This window comes from Pseudomonas sp. PDM05, assembly GCF_014851685.1.
Classification (GTDB): Bacteria; Pseudomonadota; Gammaproteobacteria; order Pseudomonadales; family Pseudomonadaceae; genus Aquipseudomonas.
Window position 1 is genome coordinate 36,868 of sequence record NZ_JACVAC010000002.1, and the last position, 15,840, is coordinate 52,707.

At 60.1% G+C, this 15,840-nt stretch carries 21 protein-coding genes; 5 read left to right on the forward strand and 16 right to left on the reverse strand.

What is annotated here, in order from left to right; translation table 11 throughout:
- Window positions 1-57 precede the first annotated feature (57 nt).
- Both IB241_RS05025 and tsaA read left to right on the forward strand, forming a co-directional pair.
- A complete protein-coding gene (locus IB241_RS05025; protein WP_192297273.1) occupies window positions 58-519 on the forward strand; it encodes a DUF1456 family protein in 462 nt (153 codons plus the stop codon).
- A 70-nt stretch (window positions 520-589) separates the two neighbouring features.
- The gene (gene tsaA / locus IB241_RS05030) at window positions 590-1,285 is read left to right on the forward strand and encodes a tRNA (N6-threonylcarbamoyladenosine(37)-N6)-methyltransferase TrmO (RefSeq protein ID WP_192297274.1); all 696 of its coding nucleotides are present in this window, start codon (window positions 590-592) and stop codon (window positions 1,283-1,285) included.
- A gap of 133 nt (window positions 1,286-1,418) precedes the next feature.
- Here the strand turns inward: tsaA and fpr are convergent, their stop codons facing one another.
- Complete coding sequence (fpr, locus tag IB241_RS05035; RefSeq protein WP_024073760.1) at window positions 1,419-2,198, reverse strand: ferredoxin-NADP reductase; 780 nt, start codon at window positions 2,196-2,198, stop codon at window positions 1,419-1,421.
- A 123-nt stretch (window positions 2,199-2,321) separates the two neighbouring features.
- Between fpr and IB241_RS05040 the strand changes: the two genes are divergently transcribed.
- Window positions 2,322-3,248 carry a LysR family transcriptional regulator gene (locus IB241_RS05040; protein WP_010212678.1) on the forward strand — a complete coding sequence of 309 codons (927 nt, stop codon included), beginning with the start codon at window positions 2,322-2,324 and terminating at the stop codon, window positions 3,246-3,248.
- A gap of 3 nt (window positions 3,249-3,251) precedes the next feature.
- Here IB241_RS05040 and IB241_RS05045 read toward each other — a convergent pair whose 3' ends face one another.
- The 3 genes from IB241_RS05045 to IB241_RS05055 form a co-directional block, all read right to left on the reverse strand.
- Entirely contained in the window at window positions 3,252-3,614 is a 363-nt protein-coding gene (locus IB241_RS05045) for a diacylglycerol kinase (protein WP_017137081.1), read from the reverse strand.
- Between the two features lie 75 nt (window positions 3,615-3,689).
- Entirely contained in the window at window positions 3,690-4,340 is a 651-nt protein-coding gene (erdR, locus tag IB241_RS05050) for a response regulator transcription factor ErdR (protein ID WP_057723263.1), read from the reverse strand.
- Between the two features lie 252 nt (window positions 4,341-4,592).
- A complete protein-coding gene (locus IB241_RS05055) occupies window positions 4,593-5,312 on the reverse strand; it encodes a tRNA-uridine aminocarboxypropyltransferase (protein ID WP_192297275.1) in 720 nt (239 codons plus the stop codon).
- A gap of 180 nt (window positions 5,313-5,492) precedes the next feature.
- Between IB241_RS05055 and IB241_RS05060 the strand changes: the two genes are divergently transcribed.
- Both IB241_RS05060 and IB241_RS05065 read left to right on the forward strand, forming a co-directional pair.
- Window positions 5,493-5,933, forward strand: coding sequence for a PA3611 family quorum-sensing-regulated virulence factor (locus IB241_RS05060; RefSeq protein WP_192297276.1), 441 nt, complete (start codon window positions 5,493-5,495; stop codon window positions 5,931-5,933).
- A 296-nt stretch (window positions 5,934-6,229) separates the two neighbouring features.
- Window positions 6,230-7,342, forward strand: a complete 1,113-nt coding sequence (locus IB241_RS05065) for a TIGR00730 family Rossman fold protein (protein ID WP_192297277.1) — start codon at window positions 6,230-6,232, stop codon at window positions 7,340-7,342.
- Between the two features lie 139 nt (window positions 7,343-7,481).
- Here the strand turns inward: IB241_RS05065 and recX are convergent, their stop codons facing one another.
- The 12 genes from recX to IB241_RS05125 form a co-directional block, all read right to left on the reverse strand.
- Window positions 7,482-7,949, reverse strand: coding sequence for a recombination regulator RecX (recX, locus tag IB241_RS05070; RefSeq protein ID WP_078731805.1), 468 nt, complete (start codon window positions 7,947-7,949; stop codon window positions 7,482-7,484).
- 8 nt (window positions 7,950-7,957) lie between these two features.
- A complete protein-coding gene (recA, locus tag IB241_RS05075) occupies window positions 7,958-9,016 on the reverse strand; it encodes a recombinase RecA (RefSeq protein ID WP_192297278.1) in 1,059 nt (352 codons plus the stop codon).
- A gap of 83 nt (window positions 9,017-9,099) precedes the next feature.
- A complete protein-coding gene (locus tag IB241_RS05080) occupies window positions 9,100-9,600 on the reverse strand; it encodes a CinA family protein (protein ID WP_192297279.1) in 501 nt (166 codons plus the stop codon).
- Between the two features lie 82 nt (window positions 9,601-9,682).
- Window positions 9,683-10,249, reverse strand: coding sequence for a glycoside hydrolase family 19 protein (locus IB241_RS05085; protein WP_192297280.1), 567 nt, complete (start codon window positions 10,247-10,249; stop codon window positions 9,683-9,685).
- Window positions 10,250-10,270: 21 nt separating this feature from the next.
- A complete protein-coding gene (locus IB241_RS05090) occupies window positions 10,271-11,281 on the reverse strand; it encodes a contractile injection system protein, VgrG/Pvc8 family (RefSeq protein ID WP_192297281.1) in 1,011 nt (336 codons plus the stop codon).
- A 9-nt stretch (window positions 11,282-11,290) separates the two neighbouring features.
- Window positions 11,291-11,503 carry a tail protein X gene (locus IB241_RS05095; protein ID WP_192297282.1) on the reverse strand — a complete coding sequence of 71 codons (213 nt, stop codon included), beginning with the start codon at window positions 11,501-11,503 and terminating at the stop codon, window positions 11,291-11,293.
- Window positions 11,496-11,879, reverse strand: coding sequence for a phage tail protein (locus tag IB241_RS05100; protein WP_192297283.1), 384 nt, complete (start codon window positions 11,877-11,879; stop codon window positions 11,496-11,498). Before IB241_RS05100 ends, IB241_RS05095 begins: the two co-directional genes overlap by 8 nt.
- Window positions 11,879-13,030: a hypothetical protein gene (locus IB241_RS05105; RefSeq protein WP_192297284.1), complete on the reverse strand. Its 1,152-nt coding sequence runs from the start codon at window positions 13,028-13,030 to the stop codon at window positions 11,879-11,881. Before IB241_RS05105 ends, IB241_RS05100 begins: the two co-directional genes overlap by 1 nt.
- 128 nt (window positions 13,031-13,158) lie before the next feature.
- Window positions 13,159-13,731: a phage tail assembly protein gene (locus tag IB241_RS05110; RefSeq protein ID WP_192297285.1), complete on the reverse strand. Its 573-nt coding sequence runs from the start codon at window positions 13,729-13,731 to the stop codon at window positions 13,159-13,161.
- A gap of 170 nt (window positions 13,732-13,901) precedes the next feature.
- On the reverse strand, window positions 13,902-14,408 hold the full coding sequence (locus tag IB241_RS05115; protein ID WP_192297286.1) for a phage major tail tube protein: 507 nt from the start codon (window positions 14,406-14,408) through the stop codon (window positions 13,902-13,904).
- Window positions 14,408-15,574: a phage tail protein gene (locus IB241_RS05120; protein WP_192297287.1), complete on the reverse strand. Its 1,167-nt coding sequence runs from the start codon at window positions 15,572-15,574 to the stop codon at window positions 14,408-14,410. The genes IB241_RS05115 and IB241_RS05120 overlap by 1 nt, the downstream gene beginning before the upstream one ends.
- 2 nt (window positions 15,575-15,576) lie before the next feature.
- Complete coding sequence (locus IB241_RS05125) at window positions 15,577-15,768, reverse strand: hypothetical protein (RefSeq protein WP_192297288.1); 192 nt, start codon at window positions 15,766-15,768, stop codon at window positions 15,577-15,579.
- Window positions 15,769-15,840: the final 72 nt, after the last annotated feature.

Genomic DNA, 15,840 nt, shown 5'->3' on the forward strand with positions numbered 1-15,840 from the left:
TTCTCGACACCGCCTGTTTTCGGCGGTGTCCCCAGTTGAATACCAGGATTACCCACCATGATTCACAACGACGTACTGCGTAGCGTGCGCTACATGCTCGACATCAGCGACAACAAGATGGTCGAGATCATCAAGCTCGGCGGCATGGACGTGACCAAGGACGACCTGCTGACCTACCTCAAGAAGGACGAGGAAGAAGGCTTCGTGTTCTGCCCGGATGAAGTCATGGCGCACTTCCTCGATGGCCTGGTGATTTTCAAGCGTGGCAAGGACGAAGGCCGTCCGCCGCAGCCGATCGAGACTCCGGTGACCAACAACATCATCCTCAAGAAACTGCGCGTGGCCTTCGAACTGAAAGAAGACGACATGCACGCCATCCTCAAGGCCGCCGAGTTCCCGGTGTCCAAGCCTGAGCTGAGCGCGTTGTTCCGCAAGTTCGGCCACACCAACTACCGCACCTGCGGCGACCAGTTGCTGCGTAACTTCCTCAAGGGGCTGACGCTGCGCGTCAGAGCTTAAGAACAGCGACGAGCCTCAAGCTGCAAGTGAAAAGCTTGTGGCTTGGAGCTTGTAACTTGAGGCTTCAGAAATGACCTACAACGTCTCGCCCGTCGGCTTTGTGCGCTCCTGCTTCAAGGAGAAGTTCGCCATCCCGCGCCAACCGCAACTGGCGCCGGCCGCTCGGGGCGTGCTGGAACTGGTGGCGCCGTTCGACGGCGGCGAGGCGGTACAGGGCCTGGAGCAGGTCAGCCATGTGTGGCTGCTGTTCCTGTTCCACCAGGCCCTGGAAGACAAACCGCGCCTGAAAGTGCGCCCGCCGCGCTTGGGTGGCAACACCTCCATGGGCGTGTTTGCCACCCGCGCGACCCACCGGCCCAATGGTATTGGCCAGTCGGTGGTAAAGCTGGACAAGGTCGAGCCGGGGCGGTTGTGGATTTCCGGGATTGATCTGCTCGATGGCACGCCGGTGCTGGACATCAAGCCGTATGTGCCCTATGCCGACATTATCGACACCGCCACCAACAGCATGGCCAGCGGCGCGCCGGCACTGATTCCCGTGCAGTGGCTGAAGACCGCCTTGCACCAGGCACAGGGCCACGCCCAGCGGCTGGATGAGCCGTTGGTGGCGTTGATTGAGCAGTGTCTGGCGCAGGACCCGCGGCCGGCATATCAGACGCCAGGGCCGGAGCGTGAGTACGGTGTGCAGTTCTGGGATGTGGATGTGCGCTGGCACTATCCTGAAGCTGGAACGATATGCGTGCTCGAAGTGCTTGCAGCTGAATAAAGCGCAAACCAAATGTGGGAGCGGGCTTGCTCGCGAATGCGGTGGTTCAGTCAATACAGCTGTGACTGACACACCGAATTCGCGAGCAAGCCCGCTCCCACATTTTTGGATCCGCGTTGTTACTGACCCAGTGTTACTTCTCGACGAATGCACGCTCGATCAAGTAGTCACCCGGCTCACGCATCCGCGGCGAAACCTTCAGGCCGAAGCTGTTCAGCACTTCGCTGGTCTCGTCCAACATGCTTGGGCTGCCGCACAGCATGGCGCGGTCGTCCTCGGGGTTGATCGGCGGCAGGCCGATGTCGCGGAACAGCTTGCCGCTGCGCATCAGGTCGGTCAGGCGGCCTTCGTTTTCGAACGGCTCGCGGGTCACGGTTGGGTAGTAGATCAACTTCTCACGCAGGGCCTCGCCGAAGAACTCGTTCTGCGGCAGGTGCTCGGTGATGAATTCGCGGTAGGCGACTTCGTTGACGTAACGCACGCCGTGGCACAGGATCACTTTTTCGAAACGCTCGTAGGTTTCCGGGTCCTGGATCACGCTCATAAACGGCGCGAGGCCAGTACCGGTGCTGAGCAGGTACAGGTGCTTGCCCGGCTTCAAATCGTCAAGCACCAGGGTGCCTGTCGGTTTTTTGCTGATGATGATCTCGTCGCCTTCCTTCAAGTGTTGCAATTGGGAAGTCAGCGGGCCATCCGGCACCTTGATGCTGAAGAACTCCAGATGCTCTTCCCAGTTCGGGCTGGCGATGGAGTAAGCGCGCATGAGCGGGCGGCCGTTGGGCTGTTGCAGGCCGATCATCACGAACTGACCGTTCTCGAAGCGCAGGCCCGGATCGCGGGTGCACTTGAAGCTGAACAGAGTGTCGTTCCAGTGATGAACACTGAGGACACGCTCGTGGTTCATGTTGCTCATGTACGGGGGACTCCTGGAAATGGGTCTGCGCAGTATTGAGGCGCGCAATTGCACCGCATTCTAATCGCGGCGACAATATCTGTTAACTGGATTATTAAGATAAGGGTTATCGGTTATATCGATATGCGATTTACTCTCCGTCAACTGCAAGTCTTCGTCGCCGTCGCCCAGCAGGAAAGCGTGTCACGCGCTGCTGGCCTTCTGGCCTTATCTCAATCCGCCGCCAGCACCTCGATCACCGAGCTGGAGCGCCAATCCAGCTGCCAATTGTTCGACCGCGCAGGCAAACGCCTGAGCCTCAACGCCCTCGGCCATCAGCTGTTACCCCAGGCGGTGGCGCTGCTGGACCAGGCCAAGGAGATCGAGGACCTGCTCAACGGCAAGTCCGGCTTCGGTTCCCTGGCGGTCGGTGCCACGCTGACCATCGGCAATTACCTGGCGACCCTGCTGATCGGCAGCTTCATGCAGCAGCATCCCGAGAGCCAGGTGAAGCTGCATGTGCAGAACACTGCGCATATCGTGCACCAGGTAGCGCATTACGAAATTGATCTGGGTCTAATCGAAGGCGACTGTAGCCACCCGGATATCGAGGTGCAGACCTGGGTCGAGGACGAACTGGTGGTGTTCTGCGCCCCGCAGCATCACCTGGCCAAGCGTGGCGTGGCGTCCATGGACGAGCTGACCCATGAAGCGTGGATCCTGCGCGAACAGGGTTCGGGCACGCGCCTGACGTTTGACCAAGCCATGCGCCATCACCGCAGCGCACTGAATATCCGCCTGGAGTTGGAGCACACCGAGGCGATCAAACGCGCGGTAGAGTCAGGCCTGGGGATCGGCTGCATTTCCCGGCTGGCACTGCGCGATGCGTTCCGCCGCGGCAGCCTGGTACCCGTGGAAACCCCGGACCTGGACCTGGCCCGGCAGTTCTATTTCATCTGGCATAAACAGAAATACCAGACCTCAGCCATGCGCGAGTTTCTGGAACTGTGCCGCGCCTTTACCGCAGGGGTTCAGCGCAGCGACGAGATCGTGTTGCCGAGCATTGCCTGATCGTTAGATCAGGATCACGGCCCACACCAGGGTGATCATGGTCAGCGCAACGAATTGCGCAGCGCTGCCCATATCCTTGGCGTTTTTCGACAAAGGGTGACGGTCCAGGGAAATCCGGTCGATGGCCGCTTCCACCGCGGAGTTGAGCAACTCGACAATCAAGGCCAGCAGGCATACCGCGATCAACAAGGCGCGTTCCACCCGGCTGACGTGCAGGAAGAAGCTCAATGGGATCAGGATCACGTTGAGCAACACCAACTGGCGGAAGGCCGCCTCGCCGGTGAAGGCCGCACGCAGGCCGTCCAGGGAATAGCCCCCTGCATTGAAGATACGTTTGATACCGGTTTGACCCTTGAAAGGCGACATAGACGTAGGCAACTGAACCAAAGAAGTGGGGAAACTAGATCACGCCAAGTCAAAAAAGCGTGAAGCGGCTACAACTTAATGCTGTGAAATTGACTCAAGTTGTTGCAAGAGCAGCGCCGCCTGCGTCCGGGTACGCACCCCCAGCTTACGGAAGATCGCGGTAACGTGGGCCTTGATGGTCGCTTCCGACACGCTCAGCTCGTAGGCAATCTGTTTGTTCAACAAGCCTTCGCACACCATCGTCAGCACGCGGAACTGCTGGGGCGTCAGACTGGCCAGGCCATCGCGGGCGGCCTTGGCTTCGTCGGACACATTGATTTCTTCAAACGCCTGCGGCGGCCAGGACACGTCGCCGTCCAGCACCCTGCGCACGGCCTTCTGAATATCTTCCATGGCGCTGGATTTTGGAATGAAACCGCTGGCGCCAAATTCCTTGGAACGCACCACCACGTCGGCTTCTTCCTGGGCCGAGACCATCACCACCGGAATCTGCGGGTATTGCCCACGCAACAGCACCAGCCCCGAAAAACCGTAGGCACCCGGCATGTTCAGGTCGAGCAGCACAAGGTCCCAATCGGATTTTTCGGTGAGACGGGCTTCCAGCTCGGCAATGCTGGCCACTTCGACCAGGCGCACATCCGGGCCAAGGCCCAGGGTCACTGCCTGGTGCAGGGCGCTGCGAAACAGCGGATGGTCATCGGCTATCAGGATTTCGTATGTGGCCATTGATTAAATGATCCTGTTTTTTATGGGAGCCCTGATGGGTTCAGGGTTCACCAGTACACAAGATGACAGCCAGGCAGCCATCACCAGAGGGCACGTTCAGCGTCGAAAACACCTTGAACGACGTTGAAAAATTCACGCTTACGCCCAATCGGCGCCCAGCATGCCCAGCGTAGCCTGGGGGGTCAAGTACTACGCCCGTGGGCATTTTAGCGGGTTGCGGGCTTAAGGTGCCATCATGCAAACGTCGTCTGGCTATACCGCTGGAATATAGGGTGCAAGACGAGTATGGACGATGTCTGCCGGGTCCAGCGGCAGTTGGAACTTGGCCGCCAGGTAGTGGGTGCTGAACACATCAAGGTAAGCGTCCAGCACCTCGCTGGCGACGCCGTCGTCGGCCAGCTCAAGACATAGCGCCGCCACTTCAGCGGTGCAGAAATGATCATCACGCTTGGAGCGCCGCAGCTTGTAGCGTGACAGTTGCTCGGGCGCCAGGCTCAGTACCGGCAAATGCTCCAGGTACGGGCTTTTGCGGAACATCTTGCGCGCCTCACTCCAGGTGCCATCGAGCAGAATGAACAGCGGGCGCTTGCCCTCCTCCACCCGCACCTCGCTGACGACACGCTCAGGCGCGACGAATTCGCCGGGGAACACGATATACGGCTGCCACTGCGGATCGGCCAGCAAGGTCAGCAAATCGGGGTCGACTTCGGTGCGCGACCAGGCGAACGCGGTGGTGTCGTCAATCACATCGGCGATCAGCCAACCGGTGTTGCTGGGTTTCATCGGCTCGACGTCATGCATCAACAGGCACATGGCGGAACGGGCCTCGACCTTGGGGCGCCAGGCGCACAGACAGTACTCGGGGATGACCCGGCAGCCGCTGCAGCGTTCGGCACGGGAGCCACGGTTGAGGAACGGCCTGACGGCACGTGCCAGGCGCTGTGTACGCAGGCGGGAGACGGCGTGACTCATAGGGTGCGCCGTTGGGACAGGTAAATCGACACTGTGAAAACTCGTGGAGGGCTTCAAGTGGCGGCAGTCTACCAGCGATACGCCTGGCTGTAGTGGCAAGGGCTCACCTATAATTGCGCGCCACTGAACGCACAGCGCAGTGGTTGGTCTATGCACCAGTACCCGAATCAGGAGATTTTCATGTTGCGTTCCATGCTGCGCCTTGCCGCCCCGTCCATCGCCCTTGCGCTGGTATTGCCCGTGGGCGCCCAGGCGGCCTCGCTGCTGGAGGCCCAAATGAACCGCAAGCTGCAAAGCGTCGCGGCGGAGAGCAACAAAGACCTGCCCCGGGAAATCGACGAAAAAACCCTCGAGGTCGCCTACACCGTCGAAGGCATGCAACTGATCGATCACCTCAGTGTACTGCCCGACCGTGCTGAGCAGATGCGTGCCAACCCCAAGGCGGTGTACTTCCAACTGGGCCAAGCCGTGTGCCTGAACAAGGGTTACCGCGAACTGATGGCCAAGGGTGCGGTGATGCGCTATGAAATCACCGAGAACAAGACCAACCGTCCGGTGGCGTCGGTGAAATTCGTCGAAGCGGATTGCCCTGCACCGGCTGCCGCGAAGAAGAAAAAGTAAGCCTGGCGTAACCCTCGCGCGCTGCTGCCCAGCGGCGCGCACTCCCCCGTTTCAATTCTCCTGCACCGGCTAGACTGCGTGGTGAGCGACCAATAAGCGGTTGCCAGCCAAGGGTTTTTCGGCTCATGATCGAGCCATCCCTCCCGTCCATTCCCAGCGTTTCTCTTAGCTGTTTTGTCACATTTTCAGGGCAAAAGAGGGTTGCCCACCTGCGGTATGCAGCGACACATGCAGTGTCGTGGCCTTCGACGAACCTCTCGTCGAGCACCCGGGCCCTGTGTAGAAGGAGAAGTTGAATGCCTTACGAATCGAATGAGCAACTGCTCCGTCATTTTGAACAACACGGAGCCGACCTTGCGCAGCAAGTCGACGCTCAACTCCAGCTGATTGCTCCGAACAGCCCGAATATCCCCCTTTATCGCGACATGATGCTCACCGTTCTGCGCATGGCTCAGGACGACCGCGACCGTTGGAACGCGAAGATCACCTTGCAGGCCATCCGCGAACTGGATAACGCCTTTCGCGTGCTGGAACAGTTCAAGGGACGGCGCAAAGTCACGGTGTTTGGTTCGGCACGTACCCCGGCCGAAAGCCCCCTGTATGCCTTGGCCCGCGAAGTCGGCAAGTTGCTCGCCCAATCGGAGCTGATGGTGATCACTGGCGGCGGCGGTGGCATCATGGCCGCCGCCCACGAAGGCGCGGGCCTGGAACATAGCCTCGGTTTCAACATCAACCTCCCCTTCGAGCAGCATGCCAACCCGACCATTGATGGCACCGACAACCTGCTGTCCTTTCACTTTTTCTTTACGCGCAAGCTGTTCTTCGTCAAGGAGGCCGATGCGCTGGTGTTGTGCCCGGGCGGGTTCGGCACCCTGGATGAAGCGTTGGAAGTGCTGACACTGATCCAGACCGGCAAAAGCCCATTGGTGCCCGTTGTGTTGCTGGACGCGCCAGGTGGCAGCTTCTGGCAAGGCGCCCTGGACTTTATCCGCAGCCAGCTGGAAGCCAATCGCTATATCCTGCCTACCGACCTCAAGCTGGTACGCCTGGTTTACAGCGCGGAAGAAGCGGTGGCCGAGATCAATCAGTTTTACGCCAACTTCCACTCAACACGTTGGTTGAAGCGCGAGTTTGTGATGCGCATGAACCACCCACTCAGTGACCGTGCCCTGGCCCATTTGCAGAGTGAGTTTGCCAGCCTGCGATTGAGCGGGGAGTTCCAGCAACTCGCCTACACCGCTGAAGAGCATGATGAGCCAAGGTTCAGCCATCTGACGCGTTTGGTGTTTAACTTCAATGGCCGCGATCAGGGCCGTTTGCGAGAGTTGGTGGATTACATCAACTTGCCGGAAAACTGGGCACAGGCTCAGGGGAAGACGCAGCAGCGGGTAGCGCCGGAGCCGGCTTGAGTTTTTGAGTGCAAAAAAAAAGGCCCACTATTTTCATAGTGGGCCTTTTTTGTGGCGCTGGGATGAGACATTCGGGGCCGCTACGCAGCCCAGCGGGAGCAAGCGCCCTCGCCATGACAAGCCCTTGCAAAATACCAACTCAGTCGTCCATGTCCCGGCCACTCAACAGGCGGCTGATCATCTCCATCGAAAACCCGCGATAGCTCAGGAAACGCCCCTGTTTCGCACGCTCCTTGGCATCGATCGGCAGATGACCAGAGAACTTGCGACGCCAGGTATCTTCAAGCTGCGCCTGCCAACTGATACCGCATTCACGCAGGGCAAGGTCGATGTCGGCACGTTGCAGGCCGCGCTGGCTGAGTTCTTCACGAATCCGCGCCGGACCGTAGCCAGAGCGCGCTCGGTAGGAAACAAAACTTTCAAGGTAACGGGATTCCGACAACAGCCCCTCTTCCGTTAATCGGTCGAGGGCCGTGTCGATCATCTCGGGCTCCGCACCGCGCTGACGCAGCTTACGCGTCAGCTCGACTCGACCATGCTCGCGGCGAGCGAGCAGGTCCATTGCAGTGCGCCGAACGGCGACGAGTGTATCCAGTACAACTGTCATCGTTTGCTTCAGATATCAGTGTCGGCTTCTTCCACTTCTTCAACCGGCTCGCGGTTGGCAGCAGCCTTCACGTCTGGCGCTGCGGTCAGCAGCTTGTCGCGGATCTGCTTCTCGAGCGTGGCCGCGATGTCCGGGTTGTCCGCCAGGTACTTGGCCGAGTTGGCCTTGCCCTGACCGATCTTGCTGCCGTTATAGGCATACCAGGCACCGGATTTCTCGACGAAGCCGTGCAGCACGCCCAGGTCGATCATCTCGCCGTTCAGGTAGATACCCTTGCCGTAGAGAATCTGGAACTCGGCCTGACGGAAAGGCGGGGCTACTTTGTTCTTCACGACCTTGACGCGGGTTTCGCTACCGACAACCTCGTCACCTTCCTTCACCGCGCCAGTACGGCGGATGTCCAGACGGACCGAAGCGTAGAACTTCAACGCGTTACCACCAGTGGTGGTTTCCGGGCTGCCGAACATCACGCCGATCTTCATACGGATCTGGTTGATGAAGATCACCAGGCAGTTCGCGTTCTTGATGTTACCGGTGATTTTACGCAGCGCCTGGGACATCAGGCGGGCTTGCAGGCCCACGTGCATGTCGCCCATTTCGCCTTCGATTTCAGCCTTTGGCACCAGTGCAGCCACGGAATCGACCACGATCACGTCGATGGCGTTGGAGCGCACCAGCATGTCGGTGATTTCCAGGGCTTGCTCACCGGTATCCGGCTGGGACACCAGCAGGTCGTCAACGTTGACGCCCAGCTTGCCGGCGTATTCAGGGTCCAGGGCGTGCTCGGCATCGACGAACGCGCAGGTGGCGCCCATTTTTTGCGCCTGGGCAATCACCGACAGGGTCAGGGTGGTTTTACCGGAAGATTCAGGACCGTAGATTTCAACGATACGGCCTTTTGGCAGGCCGCCAATGCCGAGCGCGATGTCCAGACCCAGAGAGCCCGTGGAAATAGCCGGGATCGCCTGACGGTCATGATCGCCCATACGCATTACGGCACCCTTGCCGAATTGACGTTCGATCTGACCCAGGGCCGCAGCCAAGGCTTTCTTCTTGTTGTCGTCCATTAAAGTCCTCACGTAATCAATAAGGCCTGACGGCCAACACCTGTATAAGTAGACAGTATTGTTCCACAAAGATCGGGGATCGCCTACCCCTGATTTTCTATTTCTGCTGCAGCTCGTCGCAACAAGCCCTCTAGCGCGGCCTTTACCGTTTGTCGGCGGACCTCGTCGCGGTTGCCGCTGAAGTGCGCAAGTTCCGCCGTGACCTCGTCGCCAACGCCAAAAGCCAGCCACACGGTGCCCACCGGTTTGTCCGGCGAACCGCCGTCCGGCCCGGCTACACCGCTGACCGCCACGGCAAATCGCGCCAGGCTTTTTTCCTGGGCGCCACGGACCATCGCTTCCACCACTTCCTGGCTGACGGCGCCCACTTTGGGAAACAACGTCTCCGGCACATTCAACTGCCGGGTCTTCTGACGATTGGAATAGGTGACATAACCCGCCTCGAACCAGGACGAACTCCCCGGAATCCGCGTGATCGCTTCGGCAATACCGCCGCCGGTGCAGGACTCGGCAGTGGTGACATGAGCATTGAGCACCTGTAAACGGCGTCCCAGTTCAGCGGCCAGTTGAGTGATTTCCTTCACGGTCGTCTCCGGAGGTAGGCAGGGGATTCGTCTACCCTACAGCAGCCCATCGGCCATGCAAGTTACAGATTGCATCAGGAGACTAAAGCGCGGGTGAAACGCCTAACACCGCCCGCGCCCGCGCCCACAACCGCAAGCGGTCCTCCAAGCCATTGAGCCCACCGTTGATCCGTCGCGTAATGGTGTTGAACTGGTCCTTGTCGGCCAGTTCATTCAACCCATTGCTCTGCCAGAACCACGCAGCGGATTCGCATGCCCATTGCGCCTGCTCCAACAAGTGCGGGTGCAGCAACAACCGCTCATCGCCGAACACTGCGCGGCTGCACGCCAGGTAATTGCGGCGGCCCGTCACCTGAATCAACCCCCTCCCCCGGTACTTCTGGCCATCGCCGTCCGCCTCGGGGCTATTGCCCAGGCGGACGGCCAAAATGCCGGTGTCGTATTGACTCAAATATTGATCACTGCCGAGTTCACGCACGTAACGCAACTCGCCAGACTCATGGGCGATTTGTGCGAGAAAGGCCGCGATGCGCCGAGGACTGTTGATCTCGTATCGCGCACAAGCGGCATTTAACGCGGGCAAAAAAATGCCCGCTTTCAGGCGGGCTCCAGGCATGATTTGAATCAATTCCTGCAGTGTCATTAACATCAGCGCCCTCCCGAAAACACGCTATATCGACAATCCACCCGCCGTGATCGCACTGCGGTAGCCCGTTGCCGGGTCCCCCTCGTTCACCACCTTGGTGATCGACCATAGCCCCTGCATATACAAAGGCCAGGTTTCATCCAGCCGCAACAGACCTTCGGCGGCCAATAACGGGTTGCCAGGGCAATCGACCTGCAACTCCAACCCTTCACGGCCGACGCGGCGCAACTCAGCTTCGGCCACGGCGCGGGCCTCGGCTTCGTTCTGGCAACGCTGGCGCAAGGTCTTGAACGGTGCAATACCGATCTGGACCACCTGCTGCTTGCCGCCGCCGCTGTCCCACCACGTCACGCGACAGCCCTGATAGCTAGAGCGGGTATTTTCGTTCAGTACGGCAGTGATGAAGGCCTGGTCACCGGGACGGTTATCCTGGGTCACGGACAACTTCACCTCGGGCAATTGTTGCAGGGAAATCGACTTGACCTGCCCGGCTTCGGCCAACACATACAACTCGTTGAACGGCTTGGTGACCGCGCAGTAGCGCCTGGCAAGGCGGGTGATGAACGCCATGTCACTTTCATTGGACTGGTCGACATGGGCAATCGCAATCCCCTCCAGTGACGCGGCTACGCGCGGTGAAAAACCATGCCGGCTGACCAGTTGCCGAAACAGTGCGCCCAAGGTCGTCGGACCATGACTGGCGGAACGGCGCTGGCGGTACTCACTCGGGTCCACGCTGCTGAAAGGTGCTGCCGTGGCAACGATCATCAAGCGCATGGGAAACAGCACGGGGGTTCGCTGGGTAATCAGGAACTGCCCTTTCTCCACCAACCCTGACTCTTTATAACCAACGCGCAATCCGATCTTGCCGCTCATGCTCGGCAGGCCTTCGAGCCCCTCGATATTCAGCGTCAGCTCCAGCCGATCCGACTCGATGCCCGCGGCGTCTGTGTGCTTCCAGCGCAGGATGCGTTGATTGAGCAGTGCCGCGTTGGCACCGTAAAACTCCACGATTGGCGTAAATCCCTGTGCCATGCAGCCTCCTTAATCCCACGCCAGAACGGGGCGTACCGCGACCGGCCGCGCTTGCATTTCCGGCACGATCACCCAGACCCCCGCCGGCAGCGCCGGGCCATACTCGGCAAGCGTGGGGTTCAGGCGCCACAGGGTTTCTTCAGCCGCATCATCGCAACGCCCCAGCTCGCGGTAGAGCAGCAGGTTGACCGAGTCACCGGCGATACTTCGTACTCTACGCATTGACAAATTCCTCCAGTTCAAGCGTCCAGGCCATCACCATCGCAGTGCCGTCATCGATCACGTTGCTCTGGTTTTCCACCACCGAATTGATCCGCCACAGGCCCCAGTTACGGCCGATCCCATCGACCAGCGGCAACGGCGCCCGCAGACCTTGCAGGGCACGCAATTGATCCAGGCGTTGCATACCGATGCCGTACATGGCCGTACCACTGAACGTGAGTTTTTCCAGCCTCTGGCCGCTCTGTCGCGACTGCGGCTTGCTGGCGATAATCGCGAGGTCGCTCCAGCCGCCGTCGCTGTTTCGGACCAGCGAGGAATAGGCAAACCCTCGGGACAAACCAAAGATGAAATCACCCAACACCATCTGTTGTCGCATCAGTCACCTCCTGGGTCGGCGAGTGCCGCGTTGCGTCGAATGCCCAGCGAGTCCGTGAGCATCGGCACGCATTGCAATTGCAGGGCCTGGATAACCTGGCTGACAACCTGTCGGGCATCGGCAGGGTTCACACCAGTGATCTGGATACTGGGCGCGATGGAAACCTGAACGTTATCCGCGCGGGCACTGTTGAGTGCCTTGCTCACGCCACTCGGCGCCGGCAGGCGATCGCTGGGCCCGAACACCTTGTCACCCAGCCAGGCGCCAGCCTCACTGCCCAACAAGCCACCGATGGCACCACCGAGCACAGTGCCGGCACCGGGGAAAATCATCGTACCGATGGCCGCACCGGCGGATGCGCCGGCCCAGGCGCCACCGGCAGTACCCAGGCCGGTGGCGATGGCGTTGGCGTCACCGTTGCGTACACCCTGGACCACGTCGAGAGTGGCTGCGGCCGTCCTCAATGGACCCAGCCGCCGGATGCCGACGGATTGAAATGTGGCGAGAGCATCGGCCAAGGCACCTGCGGGTACGTTTGCCAGGTTCGACGTGGGCACTGCAACGCTAGCCCTGGCATAGGGTTGGGGGCTTTGCGAGGTCACTCCCACATGAAAGCCGTTTGACGAGCCACCCAAGGCCTGGCGACTTTGCTCGTACAGATTGCGCCCCCCTGTGCTGCGCCCTCCGATTTTTTTGCGACCTTTGTATTGCTTGGCTGCCGAGTCGATGACCCGATCAATGGCTTTTTCTACGACCTTATTTTTCAGCGTATCCCACAACTGCGCGCCAGCCGCCTTGAGCGTGCCCACCACCTCACCATCCGCGGGCTCCTTGGGCTGATCCTTGCCCGAACTCGCGGCGACATCCGCGGCCTTGGGCATCAGCGCATCGCTGTTGATGAACAGCGTACTGTTGAGCGTCTCCAACGTCTCGCGCAGCCGCACTTGTTCCTGGGTCAACGCGTTGATGTCCACACTCAATGTGAGCAACGCAGAGCGCAGCTCCAACGGCGGCTGCGGGCCAGCGTCCAGGCTCAGGGGCGGCGCAGCGCTTGTGGAAAACGGTGCCAGCACGTTGCCAAGGTCCGCGTCGCCGACCATCCAGCGCAAGTCCTCCTGGGCGAGCCTTGTCCCATATTTTGTTTCTTGCATCCCGCTCTACTCCTGTTTAACGCCAAGGCGAGTGATCGCGATGTCGTAGCGGCGCATGGCTTTGACGGCATCCCATTCCAGGATCTCCGCTTCATTGACCGAGTAAACCAGCGGCACCACATCGAGGATTACGTCGATGTCGCGTTGCGAAAGAAGGCCGCCGGTTGATTTAAAAAATCGTCGATGCGCTCCTGCAATTCGGTCCAGTCGGGCACACTCAGGCCGGCGAGGTCGGGGATCATCAGCCCGGTGCAATGGGCGGTAATGAATTCGGCTCGCTCTTTGGCAGTGGCGAGTTTTTTCATCACTTTGGTCGCGCGCAGGGCGGGCATTTCCAGTTCGAGTGCGGTATGGGTGCGGCCGGCGGCATCGACCGGCAGCAACAGTTGCACGGGATGTCCGTGGCTCGATTGCGCCTGCTCGTCGAGGAAGAACGACGCAGGACGTGTCGACATTTCATGCACGTATTGGGCGATGGTCACGTAGTCCGGGCGCTTGAGTTGGTCGAGCTCTTTTTCCGACAGGCCGGTGGCGAGTTTCGCCAGTTCAAAGAACTGGTCGTCCTCGTCCTCACCGGCCCGGGCCAGCGCGTCTTTTTGCGCGGCGTAGTACAACGGCTTGAGTTGAACCTGTTCAATCGCCGCGCCAGTGTCGGCAGTGATCGGCGAGAGCAGGCGGTGTAACGGTGGCATCCAGGCCATGGGGCAATTCCTTGGTTAACACGTTGTAGAAAAGGGCAAGCGCAGCCCCCTGTGGGAGCCGGGCTTGCCCGCGATGCAGACGACTCGGTACCTCAGGCTGACCGAGGTGTCGCTATCGCAGGCAAGCCAGTTCCCACACTGACCGCGCCCACTTCAAGCCATGATCGTTATCAAGGCATCAGCACAGCGCGGCGCGCATCGCCAAGGATGTCGACGCCATTGAGCACGAACTTCTGGGTACGTACGTCGATGTCGATCACCGGAATGCCGTTTTCCAGGCGGTTATAGGTGCGGCAGGACAGGTCCAGGGTGGTGACGGCCTTTTCACCCATTTTCAGCTTGCCCTCCTCCAGGGATTTGAGCTTGCCGCCGACCGTGTGGTAGGTGAAATAGGTCTTGCCGTCCTGGTCCTGACCGGCTTCACGCACGTTCAACAGGATGTCATCGCCCAGGCGCACACCCAGGGCCAGCATGATTTCCGGGCCGGCGCCTTGCAGGATCAACTTGGCGTTGAGCACCTTGCCGCTCTTGGCCATTTCCTCGGCGATAAAACGCCCGCCGGACATGGGCTCCATTTCGAACTCGATCTTCGGCGGGTTGAACTCTTCCACCGTCGCGGACAACGGCAGGCCTTGAAGGGTGGCCGCAATGGCCTGTCTGACTCGGTTGGTAAACATTAGAGAACGTCCTCCAGGAACTGCTCGATGATTTCATCGCGAGCGTTGAGTTGATAAACCATGTGTTCGTTCGGCGCGTAGCGGCCGTAGTCGATGACGATGAACCACGTGCCGTTCTTGTACTTCTCGACACTGTTCAGTTCCGGGTGCAGGTACACGCTGCCGCCGGGGATGGTTTCGTCGGCAACCAGGGTTTGCAGCCAGTCGTTGATGCGCTTGACCTCCTGGTCCATGAACGACTTGGTGAGGTTCTTGGCCATGGCTTTCTGGCCGGCCTTGACCAGCTTGCGGCTGATGGCGTCTTCCAGGCCGACATAGCTGATGAACTTGCCGGTGATGGAGCGGTTGCCCAGCAGCGAGAAGCCGCCAAGGATGGTGCGGGCGTAGTAGCTCACGCCGTAGCGGTTGAGCAGGTCGCCTTCGGTGGAGGTGTCGAGGATGTTGTACTCGACGACGCGGGAAACATCCTCGGCGAACGTCACCTGATTGCCTGGGCTTTCCCACTGTTTGACCTTGGCCAATGCGGCGATGGCCAGGGACGACGGCGCGAGGAACACGTTCTTCTTCGCGGCCTTGGAGTACACCGACGGCATGTTGTGCACCAGCAGGCAACGGTCGAAACCGAGATCGGCGCCACCCAGCTCACCGCTGTAGGTCACTTGGTCGGCGACCGCCACGTCCTTGCCATCCAGCACCACACGGGCCTTGATGCGCTTGCCGAAAGCCGCGAACTCACCAGCCACCGCCTTGACGCCGGTGAAACCCGGGGCGCCGATGATGGTCAGGTCTTCCGGCACGCTGGCCAATGCAGCGAGGCCCAGCTTGCGGCCGGTGACCGGCTCGTCGCCGCCAATCACGTTGTTCTGCGTATCGGCCGCAGTTGCGCCCTCCTCCACGATCACCACGTAGACCGGCACCTTCACCACTTTGAGGATCTGGTACACCGCATGAAACAACGTGCCCGACTCGGCGCCAGTAGGATCCAGCAACGCCTGGGTGGTGAAACTGTTGATACGGAACGGCGAATTTTTCGGGATCGACGCGTGAGCCTTCGGCGCGGTGCCGACCAGGCCGATGACGTTATCGCCCAGGCCGCCCATGGCCTCGGGGGATTCGCTCGCGTTGACGGTGATGCCGTTGTGCTCGAAGTTCAAAACCTCAGCCATGATTAGTCAGCCTTCTGGGTAGCGGCCTTTTGGGCCGGGGTGGCGTTGAGGACGCTGGTCAGTTCCAGGCGTCCGGCGGTGCGCAGGGCGGTTGCTTCGACGTCCAGCAGGTCCAGTTCCTCGCCAACGACAGACCAATGGCCGGCGTGGGTGGGGAAAGGGACTAGGACGGTGTAGGTTTGGCGGGTAGGCATATGCACTCCATGCACAAAAAAGCCGCTCAAGGCGGCGGGTTTCAAGATCGGGAAAGAAAACGCCCCGTCAGT